The organism is Dyella sp., assembly GCF_035685885.1.
GTDB lineage: Bacteria > Pseudomonadota > Gammaproteobacteria > Xanthomonadales > Rhodanobacteraceae > Dyella.
Genome location: NZ_DASRZX010000113.1, coordinates 1 through 16,586, shown reverse-complemented (window position 1 = coordinate 16,586; position 16,586 = coordinate 1). Strand labels below are relative to the sequence as shown.

The 16,586-nt window shown below is 65.9% G+C and carries 16 protein-coding genes; 1 reads left to right on the top strand and 15 read right to left on the bottom strand.

The features are described 5' to 3' along the window. Nucleotides 1-156 precede the first annotated feature (156 nt). From VFG49_RS13275 to VFG49_RS13265, 3 genes are all read right to left on the bottom strand, one after another. Nucleotides 157-912: an N-acetylmuramoyl-L-alanine amidase gene (locus tag VFG49_RS13275; RefSeq protein WP_324861240.1), complete on the bottom strand. Its 756-nt coding sequence runs from the start codon at nt 910-912 to the stop codon at nt 157-159. Between the two features lie 118 nt (nt 913-1,030). Further along, entirely contained in the window at nt 1,031-1,594 is a 564-nt protein-coding gene (gene yeiP, locus VFG49_RS13270) for an elongation factor P-like protein YeiP (protein ID WP_324861238.1), read from the bottom strand. A 111-nt stretch (nt 1,595-1,705) separates the two neighbouring features. Further along, nucleotides 1,706-2,467 carry an SDR family oxidoreductase gene (locus tag VFG49_RS13265; RefSeq protein WP_324861236.1) on the bottom strand — a complete coding sequence of 254 codons (762 nt, stop codon included), beginning with the start codon at nt 2,465-2,467 and terminating at the stop codon, nt 1,706-1,708. 274 nt (nt 2,468-2,741) lie between these two features. Between VFG49_RS13265 and VFG49_RS13260 the strand changes: the two genes are divergently transcribed. Then, nucleotides 2,742-5,993 carry a hypothetical protein gene (locus VFG49_RS13260; protein WP_324861234.1) on the top strand — a complete coding sequence of 1,084 codons (3,252 nt, stop codon included), beginning with the start codon at nt 2,742-2,744 and terminating at the stop codon, nt 5,991-5,993. Nucleotides 5,994-6,016: 23 nt separating this feature from the next. Here the strand turns inward: VFG49_RS13260 and VFG49_RS13255 are convergent, their stop codons facing one another. The 12 genes from VFG49_RS13255 to VFG49_RS13200 form a co-directional block, all read right to left on the bottom strand. After that, entirely contained in the window at nt 6,017-6,583 is a 567-nt protein-coding gene (locus VFG49_RS13255) for a GNAT family N-acetyltransferase (RefSeq protein ID WP_324861232.1), read from the bottom strand. Further along, entirely contained in the window at nt 6,580-7,047 is a 468-nt protein-coding gene (locus VFG49_RS13250) for a GNAT family N-acetyltransferase (RefSeq protein ID WP_324861230.1), read from the bottom strand. The genes VFG49_RS13255 and VFG49_RS13250 overlap by 4 nt, the downstream gene beginning before the upstream one ends. Next, nucleotides 7,041-7,640 carry a YdeI/OmpD-associated family protein gene (locus VFG49_RS13245; RefSeq protein WP_324861228.1) on the bottom strand — a complete coding sequence of 200 codons (600 nt, stop codon included), beginning with the start codon at nt 7,638-7,640 and terminating at the stop codon, nt 7,041-7,043. The genes VFG49_RS13250 and VFG49_RS13245 overlap by 7 nt, the downstream gene beginning before the upstream one ends. Nucleotides 7,641-7,657: 17 nt before the next feature. Continuing rightward, nucleotides 7,658-8,143, bottom strand: a complete 486-nt coding sequence (locus VFG49_RS13240; RefSeq protein WP_324861226.1) for a GNAT family N-acetyltransferase — start codon at nt 8,141-8,143, stop codon at nt 7,658-7,660. Beyond that, complete coding sequence (locus VFG49_RS13235) at nt 8,140-9,453, bottom strand: metal-dependent hydrolase family protein (RefSeq protein ID WP_324861224.1); 1,314 nt, start codon at nt 9,451-9,453, stop codon at nt 8,140-8,142. Before VFG49_RS13235 ends, VFG49_RS13240 begins: the two co-directional genes overlap by 4 nt. Nucleotides 9,454-9,525: 72 nt before the next feature. Continuing rightward, the gene (locus VFG49_RS13230) at nt 9,526-9,900 is read right to left on the bottom strand and encodes a hypothetical protein (protein WP_324861222.1); all 375 of its coding nucleotides are present in this window, start codon (nt 9,898-9,900) and stop codon (nt 9,526-9,528) included. Nucleotides 9,901-9,943: 43 nt separating this feature from the next. Then, the gene (locus VFG49_RS13225) at nt 9,944-10,711 is read right to left on the bottom strand and encodes a LytTR family DNA-binding domain-containing protein (RefSeq protein WP_324861399.1); all 768 of its coding nucleotides are present in this window, start codon (nt 10,709-10,711) and stop codon (nt 9,944-9,946) included. Continuing rightward, nucleotides 10,702-12,003, bottom strand: coding sequence for a sensor histidine kinase (locus VFG49_RS13220; protein ID WP_324861220.1), 1,302 nt, complete (start codon nt 12,001-12,003; stop codon nt 10,702-10,704). The genes VFG49_RS13225 and VFG49_RS13220 overlap by 10 nt, the downstream gene beginning before the upstream one ends. Before the next feature lie 99 nt (nt 12,004-12,102). After that, a complete protein-coding gene (locus tag VFG49_RS13215; protein ID WP_324861218.1) occupies nt 12,103-12,732 on the bottom strand; it encodes a GIY-YIG nuclease family protein in 630 nt (209 codons plus the stop codon). A 76-nt stretch (nt 12,733-12,808) separates the two neighbouring features. Further along, complete coding sequence (locus VFG49_RS13210; RefSeq protein ID WP_324861216.1) at nt 12,809-13,708, bottom strand: hydroxymethylglutaryl-CoA lyase; 900 nt, start codon at nt 13,706-13,708, stop codon at nt 12,809-12,811. A 78-nt stretch (nt 13,709-13,786) separates the two neighbouring features. Beyond that, complete coding sequence (locus VFG49_RS13205) at nt 13,787-15,784, bottom strand: acetyl/propionyl/methylcrotonyl-CoA carboxylase subunit alpha (RefSeq protein WP_324861214.1); 1,998 nt, start codon at nt 15,782-15,784, stop codon at nt 13,787-13,789. Nucleotides 15,785-16,011: 227 nt separating this feature from the next. Next, on the bottom strand, nt 16,012-16,586 hold a 575-nt coding region (locus tag VFG49_RS13200), incomplete at its 5' end, for a cupin domain-containing protein (protein WP_324861212.1).

The window sequence follows — 16,586 nt, the reverse complement described above, 5'->3', positions numbered from 1 at the left end:
CGGCTTCACCGCGCTGTAGGCTTTTCGCGCACTGGGTGCGCCCCTGCAACGCACGAAAGGATGGGCGCTTGCGAGCTATGTAGGAGCCCACCCAGTGGGCGACCGCGGCGTGGCGGCGTCACTGCGCTGTAGGCTTTTCGCGCACTGGGTGCGCTCCTACAAGGGAGGCGTGGCCAGCTGGCGGGAGAGGGTGTACAGCACGCGCAGGTCCTGCGGGTCGAGGGTGTCGCCTTCCATGCCGCGGAAGTGATGGTGGAAGGAGTGCACGGTCGCGGTGCGATTGTCCAGCGAATAGCCGATCAGGCCCAGCGCCATCCACGGATCGAAGCCCGGCGGAGGATCGACCAGGTCTCCGCGTGGCCACAGGCCGAAGCCGGCTTCGGCCAGCTGTTGCCACGGGAAGAGCGGGCCCGGATCGTCCTTGCGCCCGGGTGCGAGGTCTTCATGACCAATGATCTGCGTGCGAGGAATATGCAGGCGATCGGTGAGATCCGTCAGCAGGCGCAGCAGGCTGGCGATCTGCGTCGGGGTGAACGGCGAGTGGCCGTCATTGTCCAGCTCGATGCCGATGGAGGCGGAGTTGACGTCGGTGATCGTGCCCCAGCGCCCCGCACCGGCGTGCCACGCGCGCTTGTCGTCGGCGACAAGCTGGTAGACGCGGCCGTCGTTGCCGACGAGGTAGTGCGAACTCACCGGGCCGCCGCTGTTGGCGGTGCGAAGCGTGTGCAAGGCCTGCTCCGCGGAGTTCTCGTCAGTGAAATGCACGACGATCAGTACCGGCCGTCGCGTATCGAAATTGGGCGAGGGTTCCCATTGGGCGATGGGGTTGCGTACCGGCGCGGGCGCGCACGCGCTCAGCAGGGCCAGCAGGAAGCAGGGCAGGAGCGTGCGCCGGGAGAGTTTCGTCAGCATGGCGGTCACATCGCGATGGGGTACAGCGAAGCTGCCGCAGCGTTGCGCCAAGGTCAAGCCGCAAACGAAAACGGCGCCCGGAATCCGGACGCCGTTTTCGTGCATGCAGCGGGGCAGGTCAGGCGCGGCCGGCGAACTCACCGGTCAGCGTATTTACCCACACCTTTTCTTCGTTGGTGATGTACTCGGGCACCTGGATCTCGATGCCGGTGTTGAGCTTGGCTGGCTTGGTGCGCTTGGTGGCGCTGGCGCCCTTCAGTTCCGGCGCGGTGTCCACCACGGTCAGCGTCACGCTGGTGGGAACCTGCAGGCCCACCGGCGCATCATCGATCAGCTGCACGTAATAGCCCTCGACATCTTCAACGATGTAGCCGGCGTTGTCGCCCACCAGTTCCGGCGAGAGCAGGTACTGGGTGTAGTCCTCCTTGTCCATGAACACGAAGACCTCTCCGTCCATGTACGAGAAGTTCGCCTCGCGGCGCACCAGGTCCATTTCCTTGAGATCGTCGTCGGCGCGCAGGCTCAGGTCGAACTTGCGGCCACCGGGGATCGAATACATGGTGAAGCGGAAGGTGACGTTGCCGCCACGCGCGGTGGGCGAGCTGCGCTCGATATCGCGCACCTGGTAGACGGTGCCTTCGTGTTCGACCACGTTGCCTTTCTTGACGTCGGAAGCTTTCATAAGAACCAGGAGTGAGTGAATAGACCAGGAGTGAGTGAAGAAGCGAGGAGTGAGAGAGCAAGGGGCGGGAAGTGCAACTCTCACTCCTCGCTCTTCGTCACTATTTTCTCGTTACTTGGGTTGCAACCGCACGGCGCCATCCAGGCGGATGGTTTCGCCGTTGATGTAGCGGTTGCCGAGAATGAAGGCTACGGTGCTGGCGAATTCGTCCGGCTTGCCCAGGCGCGACGGGAACGGAATCGAAGCCGACAACGACTCCTGCACCTGCGGCGGCATGCCGTCGACCATCGGGGTCCAGAAGATGCCCGGTGCGATGGTGGCCACGCGGATGCCGAAGCGCGACAGCTCGCGCGCCATCGGCAGCGTCATGCCGACCACGCCGCCCTTGGAGGCCGAATACGCGGCCTGGCCGATCTGGCCCTCGAAGGCTGCGACCGATGCGGTATTGATGATCACGCCGCGCTCGCCGTCTTCGCCTGCTTCGTTGTTCTGCATCAGCGCGGCAGCCGCCTTGGCGACGTTGAAGCTGCCCACCAGGTTCACCATCACGGTGGTGGCGAAGGTGTTGAGCGGCATCGGGCCGTCCTTGCCCAGCATGCGACCCGCGCCCAGGATGCCGGCGCAGTTCATCACCACGTTGAGGCCACCCATGGCTTCGCGCGCGGAGGCGACGTTGGCGCTCACGCCCTCTTCGGAGGTGACGTCGGTGCGGTAGAAATGGCCGCCCAGCGCCTTGGCCGCTTCCTGGCCCTTCTCTTCGTTCACATCGAACAACGCGACCTTGCCGCCGTTGGCGACGAGATGCTGCGCCACCGCGTGGCCGAGACCGGAGGCGCCGCCGGTGATGATCGCCTTGACCTGATTGAGCTGCATGGGGAAGTCCGTAAAGCGGTTGAAAACGCCAATGGTAGCCCAGCAGGCCCGACCCGGTTCGCCGGAAGGCGCCTGGGGACGGTTAAGCGCCGGGGCGGCCGTAATGGATAAGTCGGGCGGCGCAAGGGGCCCCGTCGGGCGGCCGGCCTATCACCGGTAGCCATACTTAGAGCTTTTGTCGGTGGCGTTTATATCGATTTTCAGGGCTCTTTCTGCGTCAACGGGTAGTACAACTCCAAGGGTTGGTCACGGGCGCCGCCCGAGGAAGGCTGCCATGGAGCTTGGGGACGATCAGCGGCGAGGCGGCGGGGCAGCGCGGGCCGGTGGCTCGCCTGCTTCGCCGCTGCTGCCGATGTGGTTCGCATGGGTAGTCGCATGCCTGTTGTCGTGCGTGGGCCAGGTCGCCGCGGCCGCTCCCGCTGCCGGTGCGGATAGCGCCTATTTCATGACGACGTCGCAGCTGGCCGATCCATTGAGGCCGTTCGCGCATTTGCCCAAGGGCGCGTCGGTGAAAGTGAAGGCAGCCGTCATCGCGCTGCCCGATCCGCTGGAGACGCGCCTGGGTCGCGCCTTCGATGTCGAGCTCAGTGCCGTGATCAGCGCGTTCCAGGCCAATGGCTATGCGCTGGACGGCTTTGCGCTGGCATGGGCGCCGCGCGATCCGGACAAGGATGGCGGCTATCCGGCGATCCAGGACCCCGCGCGCGAATGGCCGGGCGTGCTGCTGTTTCGCCGTGACAACTGGCGCAACTGCCATGCAACCTCCGGCGCGCAGGCATTCTGCGGTTCGACCTACTACGCCTTGTTCGTGGTCGGCGAAACGCCCACCTCGGGCGTGCATCCGGATGCGTTCCGCGTGGCCGCGCGCTGCGCCATGCTGGTGGACGGCATGCGAAGCACGGCCTCGACGACGGCGGATATCGCTTCGGTCGACTGCCACGACGAAGAAACCAGGACGAGCGAGGCGGCCAATCCGGGCGCACCGGACGACATGGATGCACGGCTGGCCGGGATCGGATGCGATCGCCAGCTGGACATCATCGGCCCGTCCTTCTCCGGTTCCATGGAATCGATGGCTGCCGCGTTGGGCAACGTAGCGAAGGCGGCGGCCACGTCACCGTGTATCGGGTCCGGGCCGAAACAACTGCGGATACGGCTCGTATCGCCTTCCGCCAGCGTAAGCAACAACGAAGAGATCAAGTACCACGACTATCTCGCCGCGGCCGACTCGCCCACGTTCAAGGTGGCATTCCTATACCGCCCGCTGGCGTACAGCGTTTCCGACCAGATGGATACCGTGATGGCGTATCTCGAGCCGCGCCTGGGTGCCGACGGCACCGTGGTCGTGCTCAGCGAGGAATCGAGTTTCGGCGAGGGTGCCCGCGACGACCTCACCAGCAATCGCCTCGGTGAACAGAACGCCATCTGCACGCGCCGCAACGAAGCGGCCCAGGGCGAACCGCATTGCTGGGGCCATCTGGTCAGCGTGCAGTTTCCGCCGAACATCGCCGCGATTCGCGCCGAGCACGTGAAGCTCAAGCAAGGCGAGGACGCACAGCGCAAGCAGTTCCTGCCCGAGCGCCTGCTGGAACTGGACCTCACCGGCGTGGACAAGGGCACCGACCAGCCGCCCACTTACCAGCCCAGCCTCAGCTCGCGCTCGGACGAACTCATGCTGTACCAGACGTTCGATGCGCTGAAGAAATACGTGCGTCCCGCCGCAGTGATCGTCATTGCCACTGATGTGCGCGACCGCCTGTTTTTGCTCAGCGAAATCCGCGACCTGTTGCCGGGCTCGCTGCCCATCGTGCTGGAGCAGGACAACCTGCTTGCGCATCCCGACTATCGCGACATCAGCCGCGGCAGCATCACCATGCCCGCCGGCCAGAGCCTGGTTTGCCTCAACACGTACAACGATCCGATTCCTTGTCCGCAGGGCGAGGGCACGAAAGGATTTGCAGCGGCCGGCAAGGACACGTGGGAATGCCCGCTGATGCCGCGGCATTTTGCGTTCGCCACCGATTACGCGGCCAATACCTTCCGTGCCGCGACGCGCCTGGCCAAGCTGCAGGACCTGCCCGCCGACCAGCAGCATGCCTTCACCGATCCGGACAGTGCCTGGATGGCACCACCGATGCTGGTGGCGACGCTCGCCGGGTTCCAGTACGCGGACATCCAGAGCAAACGCCCCGTGTCCGCCACGGCGCCGAACGCATGCAAGGTGACGCCGGCGCAGGGCAAGCAGGACATCCTGATCGTCGCGGACACGCGCATCCAGCTGCAGGAGCCTGTCTATCTGGGGATGATGCTGTTCTTCACCGTGATGCTGGCCGTGGCTTGCTGGCTGACCTGGAACGGGCGCGACATTTCGCTGGTGTCGTTCCCCGTATGTCGCCATGCGCTGCGCTGGATGCGCGTGACGCCCAGCACCACCGGATCGGCCCGCCACACCTCGTCGGGGTGGCTGTTCGCTTGGCTGCTATTCGCGCTGGCGGGGCTGGCGATCGCGGGTGGCAAAGTCATCACGATGTTGCCGCCGCCGTCCTATGGCGACACCAACCTTGCGCACGGTCGGGACCTGTGGGCGTTGATCGCCCTGTGCCTGGGCTATGCCTGCTTCGTGGCGTTCGCAGCGTTGCGCGTGCTCGACTGGAACGCACACTGCCTCATGCTGGCCCAGGCCTTGGAAGAAAATTCGCGCTTTGGCACGCGACTGCGCCAGCTGGGGCATTGGCATGCCGCGGCGGGCGCACTGATCCTGTTGATCTGCTTGCCGCTGAGCGTCAACGACATGAGTCCGACCAGCACGGAACACCCGTGGATCTCCGAGCTCAGCGGCGTCCTTGCGCTGTGTGGCAGCGCGTTCTTCCTCGTGTTGCTGGCCGAAACCTTCGACCGTTGGCGTCGCACGACCCTGGAACTGGCGAAGGTGATACCGCTCGTGCGCGAGAAGACCGGCCTTGCCGACTGGCCCACGCCGTGCCTCCTCGACGAGAGGCCGCGCAGTCCGTTCAATATCGTCATGCGCAGCGACAACTACGACGCGTGGCGCCGGCAGCCACTGTCGGCATGGACGGCACAGACGCGAAGCCTGCTCGACCGTACCTGGCCCTTCGGTGCCGAAGGCCCGCCGTTCGATACATGGCAGGCCCAACTGGTGGCCGAGATGAAGCTGGCGGCTGCAGCCGTGCGCACATGTGCATGGTGCGCCGTGCTTGGCGCTACTTTGGCGCTGATGCTGATGCAGGTGTATCCGCCGGTTTATCCGCGGCTGCAGACCACCGCCGCCACCATCCTGCTGGCCCTGTCCTTCGCGGCGATCGTTTACGCCGTACTGCAGCTGGAAAAGGATGCCTTGCTGGGCCGGATGTTCACCGACGACAAGGATCACCTCACGCTTGGCGGTGCACTGACCGCGCTATGGCCCAAACTGCTCGCGTTCGGCTCGATCCTCGTGATGGTGTTCCTGCCCAGCGCGTGGGATTGGCTGGGCGGGATGGTGAAGGCCGTCAACACGCTGCACTGAGCCGTCGCGGGTGGCGACGTGTGCTACTGCGCGAGCAGCTCGCGGAAGGCGTGCGAGTTGGCGAGCGCAGGGAAGGTCATCACGGGGCGCGGCGGATTTTCGGGCGGCTGCAGCTCCTTCTGCCACACGCCCACGTCCCACCATTGGCCCAGCTTGTAACCACTGCTGCGCCACACGCCGGCAGTCGTGAAGCCCATGGATTCATGCATCGCCACGCTGCCTTCGCCGGGCATGGTGATGACGCCCACGGCCTGGTTGATGCCCTGCAGCCGCATCGCATCGAGCAGCACGCCGTACAGGCGGCGCGCGATGCCGCGTCGGCGTGCGTCGGAGTGGACATAGATCGAGGTCTCGGCGATCCAATCATAGGCGGCGCGCTCGCGGAAGCGGCTCGCATAGGCATAGGCCAGCAAGCGGCCGTCATCCTCCCAGACCAGCCACGGATAGTGCTGCAGTCGCGTGGTGATGCGCTGGCGCATCGCCTCCGTGCCGGGTAGTTCGGTCTCGAAGGTTTCCACGCCGGAAAGCACGGATGGCGTGTAGATGTCATGGACGGCCGCTGCGTCGTCGGCGCGGGCAATGCGGATCATGCGAGGCACTTCTCCATGCAGATGCTGCGAGGGTTGGCGCGGTGTTCGCCGAAGGGCGCGCAGCGGCGATAACCGGCACGTTCGTAAAGTTCCACGGCTTCGGTCTGCGCGGTGCCGGTTTCGAGTCGTATGGTGGTGCGCCCGCTGCGCGCGATTTCCTTTTCGAGTGCCTCCAGCAGCTGCTTGCCCAAGCCCAGTCCGCGGCACGCAGGCAGCACGTACATGCGCTTCACTTCCACGTAGTCCGCATGCCGCACGCAGGCGCCGCAGGCGACGGGCGTGCCATCGACGCGTGCGGTGAGAAAGGTGACGTTCGGTTGGCGCAGCTCTTCCACCGACAGCGGCTGGATATTCCCTGTGGGGTAAAGCTCCGCGAGATAGCCGTCCAGTTGCAACAGCAGGGGAGCGACATCGGCGGCAGCAGGATCATCCACCTCGAAATGCAGCACGGGTGGCGTCAGCATGATTCGTACTTCCAGTTGCGCCGCTTGCCTTCCGCCAGCCACTCCAGTGTGGAGGCCAGGCGCTTCTGTCGCGTGGTTTCGGTCTTGGCCTCGGTGATCCATTCGACGTACTCGCGCTGTGCGCTGGGCGGGAAGCCCTCGAAAATCTTGCGCGCGGCGGCATGCTTGCGCTGGGTAAGTGCTGCGGCGAGATCATCCGGCACGCTGAGCGGAGTCTTGGGCTTGGCGACGCGCCTGGGCTTGGCGCCGCCGTCGGACAGCGACATGCCCTTGCGCACGAGCGCTATCAGGGTCTTTTTCGGCGGCAGCTCTTTCAGCGAGGTGATTTTGCCGAACTGGCCCATGCCACCGGCGCGTTCTTCGCCGACCACTTCCTTGTGCAGCCAGAAGCCGAAGCTACAGTGCTGCTTGAATGCCGCCATGTTGCACAGGAGCGCGCCCTGGTAGCTGAAGAACGGCATGCTCCATTTGATGCCTTCCTCCACCTCGGGGCAGGCTTCGTGGATCACCCCGCGCAGGTGCTCGAGGATGGGCTGGGCGAAGGGCGCCGCCTTGGCGATATAGACGTCGATACGCGGATCATGGCTGCCCATGGCGTGGGTTCTCTCGATTACAACTCGCGGATGAAGAACTGGTCGCAGCTGAAATGGCCGGTGCCGCCCATCGGCGCGGACAAGGTGGTGAAGCCATGCCGACGATACAACGATTGCGCCGCATCCATGCCCGTCAGCGTCTCCAGGTAGCAGCGACGGAAGCCGTAGGTCCGCGCAGCATCCAGGCAACGCAGCATCATGGCGCTGCCCGCACCGATGCCGCGGGCTTCGGGCAGGAAATACATCTTGCGCAGCTCGCAGACCTCCGGGTCGCCGCCTTCCAGCGGCGCCACGCCGCCACCGCCCAGCACCACGCCGTTGCGCTCCACCACGAAGTAGGCACTGCGCGGGCGCGCATACGCTTCGCACATGCCGTCCACTTCCGCATCGTGGATGGCAAAGCCCGGACCGTCGGCGCCGAATTCCGGCATCACGGTGCGGATGACGTGCGCGATGGCGGCGTTGTCGCGTGGTTCGATGGGGCGGATCAGGAAGTCGGTCATGGCGTTGCCTGCGGTGCGCGATAGACGACGCCGTCCTTCATCACGAAAACGGTGTGCTGGAGGTCGTCGATATGCGCGCTGGGGTCGCCCGTGAAGGCGGCAAGATCAGCGCGCAGGCCGGGCGCAATGCGGCCGAACTTCTGTTGTTGGCGAAGGATGCGCGCGGCGACATCGGTGGCCGCGTGCAGCGCCTGCGGTGCGCTCATGCCATCGCGCACCATGTTGGCCGGCTCGCGCCAGTTGTCGCCATGGGTAAACACGCCCACGTCGCTACCGTTGCCGATGGTCACGCCTACCTTCATCGCCGTGCGGAAGGCACGCTCCGCCTCGCGCATGCGCGCGGTGGGCTCGCTCTGGCCGGGTACATAGTGTTCGAAATACTGCGCCGTTGCTTCAACCGCGGTCAGCGTGGGCTCGTAGGCGACGCCATGCTGCTTGAGCAGCTTGAATGTCGATTCGCTGGCGCCATAGCCGTGCTCGATGCTGTCCACGCCCGCTTCCACCGCCAGGCGCACGCCCTCATCGCTGGACGCATGCGCCGCCACCGGGCGGCCGGAGAGGTGCGCCGTATCGACGATCGCCTTCATCTCTGCCAGCGACAGCGTCGGCTGCGTGCTGCCGTCGACGCCGACGCGATAGTCCGCATAAAGCTTGATCCAGTCCGCGCCGCGGCCGGCCTGTTCACGCGTCGCGCGGATGGCTTCGTCCACGCCACTGACCTCCTGCGCACCGCTGGGCAGGTCCATGTCGGGGCGGAATCCCCGGGGCCCGGGCCCGTAGCTGGCAGTGGCGACGATGGCGCGCGTGGCGACGAACAGGCGCGGCCCCGGAATGATGCCTTCATCGATGGCGCGCTTGATCGACACGTCCGCAAAACCGGCGCCTTCAGTGCCCAGGTCGCGCAGCGTGGTGAAACCGGCCATGAGCGTGGCGCGCGCATGCGCGGCAGCTTCCAGCGTGCGGTAATCCTGCGGTTCCTTCAGCACCTGGTCGTTCCACAACGTTTCGTTGTACGGGTGCAGCAGCACGTGGGAGTGCAGGTCGATGAGGCCGGGCATGAGCGTCGCACCGGGCAGCGCGATGCGCTGGGCACCTGCAGGGGCGTTGATGCTGTCGAGCGGACCGACCGCCGCAATGGCGCCATCGTGCACCAGCACGGCCCAGCCGGCGTGTGCCGCATCGCCATCAGCCGTCCAGACGCGATCGGGAACCAGCAGGCTGTCGCCATGCGGTGCCGCCGCTGCGGATGCCACCGCCACCAGCAGGGCGGACAACGCGCCCAGCCAACCTTTCCAACGAAACCGCCGCATCATCCGCCTCCCCACGCATCGAAGGCTCGATTCTAGCCAGGGACGGCAGGCGTGGGCGAGGCGACTTCCTTCCTATCGCGCGGCGTACGTGATGGCTGCCGCCAGTTGCGCGCAGTCGCCGTCAGGCTTGGTGGTGGGCGTGACGCAACTCTGGAAGCCCTGCGGCAGCGACGTGAAGCTCATGGTGTCGCCTTCGTGCACGGCGAACATCTTGGGCGGCATGGCGCACGCGGCACTGGCCGGCGCGCAGTCATTGGCGAGCACCGTGTAGTGGCAATCGCCGCTCTGGCTGCTGATGCAGCGGAACGTGGCGAGCTGGCCCACGGCGTGCACCTTGCTGAAGATGACGTCCTGGCCGTTGACGATGGTGTGCACGACGACGGTGCGACCCTGCTCGCATCCGGCGAGACAGGGCAACAGGAAAAGTAATGCGACAAACTTGTTCATGATCACCTCTTGCACGTGCGTGGCGCGGCATGTCCGCAGGGGTTTACATGTTCCGGAACAGCGCCATGAAGGGTTGGCTTACCACGAGGGTCTCGGGGCGCTGCTTCAACCGCAGCGTTCCCTTGCCGGTGTCGTCGCGGACGATGGAGGCGACCGCGCGGAGATTGACGATGGTCGAACGGTGGATCTGCTTGAACGTACCCGGATCGAGCATGGCGGCCAGTTCGCGGATCGGCGTGCGCAGCAGCGTCTCGCCGTCGGCGGTCATCGCCACGGTGTACTTGTTGTCGGCGCGGAAATAGGCCACGTCGTCCACCATGATCAACCGCGTTTCGCGGCCGTTGCTGGCCGTGATCCAGGTGAGGGGCGGCTTGCCCGCGCCACCGCCGACAGTGAGGTCGCGCAGCAATGCGGCCAGTGCCGCCGCATCCGGTGGCGTCGTGGCGTGTGCCTTGATGCGTTGCACCGTGGCCGCCAGCCGCTCGGAGGTGATCGGCTTGAGCAGGTAATCGATCGCGCCGCGTTCGAAGGCATCCACCGCGTACTGGTCGTAGGCCGTGGTGAACACCACCTGCGTGCCGGGGCTCGCTTCCGCTGCCGCGGCCGCCACTTCCAGTCCGCTCAGGCCCGGCATGCGAATATCGAGGAAGGCGATGTCCGGCCGATGCTGGTCGATGGCTTCCAGCGCGCTGGCGCCGTCCTCGCATTCGGCAACGATCTCCAGCTCCGGCCAGGCCGTGGCCAGCGATTCGCGCAGCGCGGTGCGCAGCAGCACTTCGTCTTCGGCGATGATGGCGGTGGTCACGGCGATGTCTCCGCGTTGTCCTTGGCGACGCGCACCGGCACGACGATGGTGCTGGCCACGCCCTCCGGCGCATTGCTCACCACCGACAGCGACGCTTCGGGGCCGTAGATCAGGCGTAGCCGTTCGCGCACGTTCTTCAGACCGATGCCCGTGCCGCCGCTGGCGCCGGTGAAACCCAGGCCGTCATCGGCCACGGTGATCGCGACGGTGCCATCATCGCGGCGGGCTCGGATCCACACCGTGCCGCCGCCGGGCTTGCGCTCCAGGCCATGCTTGATGGCGTTCTCCACCAGGGTCTGCAGCATCATCGGCGGCAGGGTGATGGGACGCAGCGCATCGGCCACGTCGATCTCCAGCGACAGGCGCGGACCCATGCGCAGCTTCATGATCTCCAGGTAAGCGCGCGTGCGTTCGAGCTCGTCGCCCACGGTCGACAGTGCGTCCTCGGTGAGCGGCAGCGAGTGGCGCAGGTAGTGGATGAGGTGGCCCAGCATATGGTCGGCCTGCGCCGGATCGGTGCGCGTGAGGTACTGCGCGCTGGCCAGCGTGTTGTAGAGAAAGTGCGGCTCCACCTGGGCGTGCAGCAGGTTCAGGCGGGCGACGGTGCGCTCCTTCTCGCTTTCCGACTGAGCAGCGCGGGCCTTTTCGTGCCGGCGCTTTTCGGCCACGCGACGGGTGATGGCGCGGGTGATCGCCTCGGCGTTTTCCAGGTTGGTGCCGTCATCCACGCGGAACCAGTCGCTCCACGCGCCAGCCTCCGGCTCGCAGATCAGCGTGACGCTGCTGCTGCCGTCGCCCGGCGTCACCGTGGCGAAGATCTGGTTGCGCAGATGGCCGAACCAGGTGCCGGGATCCAGACGTCCAAACGAACGGTGGCCATAAGTGACCGGTCGCTGCACCTTGGCGCGGACCTGCAGGCTGTCACGGGCGCTTTCCACTTCTTCGCTGCGTGGAAGTTCGCGGATGGCCGCGTCGAGCAGATCGAACGATTCGTCGGCATCGAAGGGGATTTCCACGCGGCGCCGCTGGCGGTTGCCCAGCGTGTCTTCATCGATGCGGCCTGCCACCAGCCGCACGCGGCGCAGGTGCGATACCGCGCCGGTGATCACCATCAACAGGGCGATGAAGATCAGCAGTACGACGGTGCCGGCCACGTCGTGATGACGAAACGGCGGGCTGTCCGCGAGCACGAGAGCCACGAACAGCAGCACGAGGAACCAGGCTACGACCAGTCGTGCGACGAACATCAGGCTCTTGAACACGGCGCGATCCTGCGGAGTGGGAACGGAGCGGAGCATACCCAGCCTTTTCGTTGGCGGGAGCGCCCCGGCGATGAAACGGGGATACAGGCGACGAAAGGAGGAAACGCCGGGACGAAATCCGGCCCGGCGGCGGCGCTAGCGGCTGTAAAGCCCGCGGTGGGCGCCATACCGATACCACTGGGCGACGGATTCGGGCAGCAGGTCCGCCAGGGGCAGACCCATGCTTTCGCACAGCGCCAGCGTGTCCAGCAACGCCTGTTCCATCGGACCGGGACCTACCAGGCCGGCGTGTTCGCGTTCCAGCATGGCCTCGGCCAGCATCCGCTCGCTCCAGCTGTAAAGCGCGTCGGCCCGGCGGGACAGCTCGGCGGCGAGCCAGGGACGCAAGGGTTCGTGCAACAACAGGCCTTCGTCCTGTGCGAGTTGCCGGGCTAGCGGGATAGCTTCGGCACCGACGCCGCGATACCACTCGGTGTGGCCGGCCGCCGACGCGGGCACCACCAGCGGCGCCGGTGCGCGATGTTCGGGCCAGTGCGTGAGCAGCAGGCGCTCGATGCGACGTGCCTGCGCGACGCGATCCACTTCCACCAGCAAGCCGCGCCCGAGATCGAATAATTCGAAGAAGCGCCGGTTCAGCGTGCGGAAGCGTTCCATGGGCTCGCGTGTAAAACCGATCTTCAACAGGTCCTCGTCGCGGCAGGGCAGCACGTACACATAGGCGCGGCCACGCGACGCGAATCGAGGTTCGACGAAGTCTTCATCCATGGCGATGCACGAGGCCAGCAGGCGCGGCGAAAAAGCAGAGGTTGTGCCTCGTTCGTCTCATCGCCGGGGACGCAAACTAGGCGGCCGTGCGGGCGCGGGTCACGCGGCTCGCGGTTTCCTTGTGCAGCTGCGCAGCGAGCCAGGCGCCGGTGGCGACGAGGATGTCCAGGTCGATGCCGGTCTGCATTCCCATGCCGTGCAGCATGTAGACGACATCCTCGCTGGCGACGTTGCCCGTCGCGCCCTTGGCGTAAGGGCAGCCGCCCGTACCGGACACGGCGCTGTCGACCACGCGCACGCCTTCCTCCAGGCATGCGAGGATGTTGGCGAGCGCCTGTCCATACGTGTCGTGGAAATGCACGGCGAGCGCCTCGATGGGCACTTCCTGCGCCACTGCATGCAGCATCGCGCGCGCCTTCGACGGTGTGCCGACGCCGATGGTGTCGCCAAGCGAGACTTCATGGCAGCCCAGTTCGTGCAGGCGACGAGCGACACGCACCACATCGCTCAGCGGCACGTCGCCCTGGTAGGGACACCCGAGCACGGTGGAGACATAGCCGCGCACCTTCACGCCCTCTTCCTTCGCGCGGGCGAGCACGGGCATGAAGCGCTCGATCGACTCGTCGATGGAGGCGTTGATGTTCTTGCGGTTGAACGCTTCGGACGCGGCGGTAAAGACGGCCACTTCGGTGACGCCCACTGCGCGGGCGCGTTCGTAACCCTGCTCATTGGGCACCAGCACCGGATAACCCACACCCGGCACCTTGCGGATGCCCTGGTAGACCTCGGCGGCATCGGCCATCTGCGGCACCCACTTGGGGCTGACGAAGCTCGTCGCCTCGATCGACTGCAGGCCAGTGCCGGAAAGGCGATCGATCAAGGCGATCTTCACGTCAGTCGGCAGCAGGGTCTTTTCATTCTGCAGGCCGTCGCGCGCGCCGACTTCGACAATGCGTACATGGTTGCTGGTGTTCATGATCGGAGCATAGCTCGTTGGTGGTGCTGACAATGTTGAGAATGCGTGGGCGGAGCGGTTTCTCCAACGGCGCAAAGCTCAATCCGCGAACCGCACCAGTACCGCATCAGCCTCGACGAAATCGCCTTGCGCCGCGCTGATGCTGGCGATGGTGCCGGCGCGCGGTGCCTTGAGCGCCAGTTCCATCTTCATCGCTTCCATCACCAGCAGCTCCTGGCCTTCTTCCACGACATCGCCCGCGTTGGCTTTCACCAGCACGATGCGGCCGGGCATCGGCGCCGTGATCTGGTTGCCGCCGCCAGTTTCCTTGGACTGCCACGCGAAAGCCGGTGCGCGTTCGAATGCATGGCGGTTGCCATCGGCATCGTGCACGGTGATGCGCGATGCATCGACGCGCAGGGGAACGCGTAGCGACTCGCCATCGAAGCGCGCGCTGAGCGTCGCCTTATCGCGCCGCGCACCGCGGACCTCGGCACGGTCCTCGCCGTGGCGAAGGCGATAGTCGCCATCGTGGCCGTAGGCTTCGACTTCATGGCGCTGGCCGTGCAGCGACAACGCCACGATGCGCTTGCCCGCATGGCCGATGCGCCATGCGTCAGCGCGTGCCCAGGGCGAATGGGGATCCGTGCCGTTGCCGGAGCTGGCGACGACGGCCTGCTCCTCATCCATCATCGCAGCCACCGCGGCGGCGAACAGCACGTTCGCTGCGGGTGTGGCGTCGCCGGCCAGGAATTCCGGCAGATGGCGATCGAGATAGCCGGTATCGATGCGCCCCCCGACCACCACCGGGTGGCGCGACAACCGTTCGAGAAAGGCGATATTGGATTTCGGGCCGACGATTTCGCTGGCCAGCAACGCATCGCGCAGGCGTTGCAGGGCCTGCGGGCGATCCTGGTCCCACACGATCAGCTTGGCGATCATCGGATCGTAGAAGATCGTCACCGTGTCGCCTTCGATCACGCCGCCGTCGATGCGTACATGGCGCGACGGCGCGGGAAGGCGAAGCTTCAACAATTTGCCGGAGCCGGGCAGGAAGTTCTGGTCGGGATCTTCGGCGTACAGGCGCACTTCGATGGCATGCCCGCGCGCGTGGATCTGCTCCTGCGCCAGCGGAAGCGTTTCCCCGGCAGCAATGCGCAGTTGCCATTCGACCAGGTCCAGCCCCAGTGTTTCCTCGGTGACCGGATGTTCCACCTGCAGGCGCGTGTTCATCTCCATGAAGAAGAACTCGCCATCCTGTCCCACGATGAATTCCACCGTGCCGGCGCCGACATAGTCCACCGCCTTGGCGGCGGCCACCGCGGCGGCGCCCATCGCGGCGCGACGTGCGTCGTCGAGGAAGGGCGAGGGCGTTTCCTCCAGCACTTTCTGGTAACGGCGCTGCGCCGAGCACTCGCGTTCGTTGAGGTGGATGACGTTGCCGTGGCTGTCCCCGAATACCTGGAATTCGATGTGGCGCGGATGGTCCACATAGCGTTCGAGGATCACGCGGGTGTCGCCGAAGGCGCTTGCGGCTTCGCGCTGCGCGGAGGCGAGTGCTTCGGCAAATTCCTTCTCGCCGCGCACGATGCGCATGCCCTTGCCGCCGCCGCCCGCGGCCGCCTTGATCATCAGCGGGAAGCCGGTGCGGCGCGCCTGTTCGGCGAGCACATCGGCCGACTGGTCTTCGCCGTGATAGCCCGGCACCAGCGGCACGTCGTGTTTTTCCATCAGCGCCTTGGCGGCGGCCTTGGAACCCATCGCATCGATGCTTTCCGGTCGCGGGCCGATGAACGCGATGCCTGCGTCGGTACATGCACGCGCAAATGCGGTGTTCTCGGAAAGAAAACCGTAACCGGGGTGGATGGCCTGGGCGCTGCTCTTGCGCGCCACGTCGAGGATGGCATCGCCGCGCAAGTAGGACTCGGTGGGACGCGGCCCGCCGATGGGCCATGCCTCGTCCGCCAGGCGCACGTGCTGCGCATTGGCATCGGCCTCGGAATACACCGCGATGGTGTGGATACCCAGGCGCCGGCAGGTACGGATCACGCGGCAGGCGATCTCGCCGCGGTTGGCAATGAGTACGCGCTGGAACATGCGGCTTCCGGGTCGGTGGGAAGCTGTCAAAACTAGCAGATTGCTGCGTCCGAGCCGATGCGCGGCGCAGCATGACAGGCATGTCTTTCCTGTGGGGGCGCACCCTGTGCGCGACTGGGCGAAGCATGGTGCTGCGGTGCCGTCGCGAGGACCGGTCGCCGGGGTGCCAATGGTTGTCGCGGTCGCGCACAGGGTGCGCCCCACAAAGGAAGAGGGACGAAGGCGCGCTACTCGCCTTCCCAGTACCCCACGGTGAGTTCCGCCTTGCTCACATGGCGGAAGCCTTGCGGTTTGCCGTCGGCGGCCGGCGGGTATTCGGCCATGACGCCGAACTTGCCGGTGTCGGGGTATTCGCAGATCTCGGGCGATTGCCTGGTGCTGACGGCGAGGTAACGCATCTCGGTGTCGCCGGTGTTGATGATCTGGTGGGCCGCCTCAGGGCCACCCGGCGGGCAGGCGATGACGTCGCCCGCGCGGATGGCGTGGCGTTCCTCGCCGATGCGCACTTCGCCGTTGCCTTCGAGGATGAAGAACATTTCCTCGTTCACGCGATGGCAATGCAGGGGAAACGCACGCTTGCCCGGCGGTACGGCGGTGATGTTGTAGCCAAGTTTCTGTGCGCCGATCTGCGCCGAGAAGCGCCCCATGTGCGCTTCGTAGCGCTCGGCTGTTTCGCCGGTCGGTCCCATGCCGGGCGGAAAGGGCTGCAGTTGGACGTCAGCGATGTTGATGATCGGACGTGGCATGGCGGATGTCCTCAAGAAGATGGCCCACGTATTTCCCAATGCGTCGAACGCGCCGG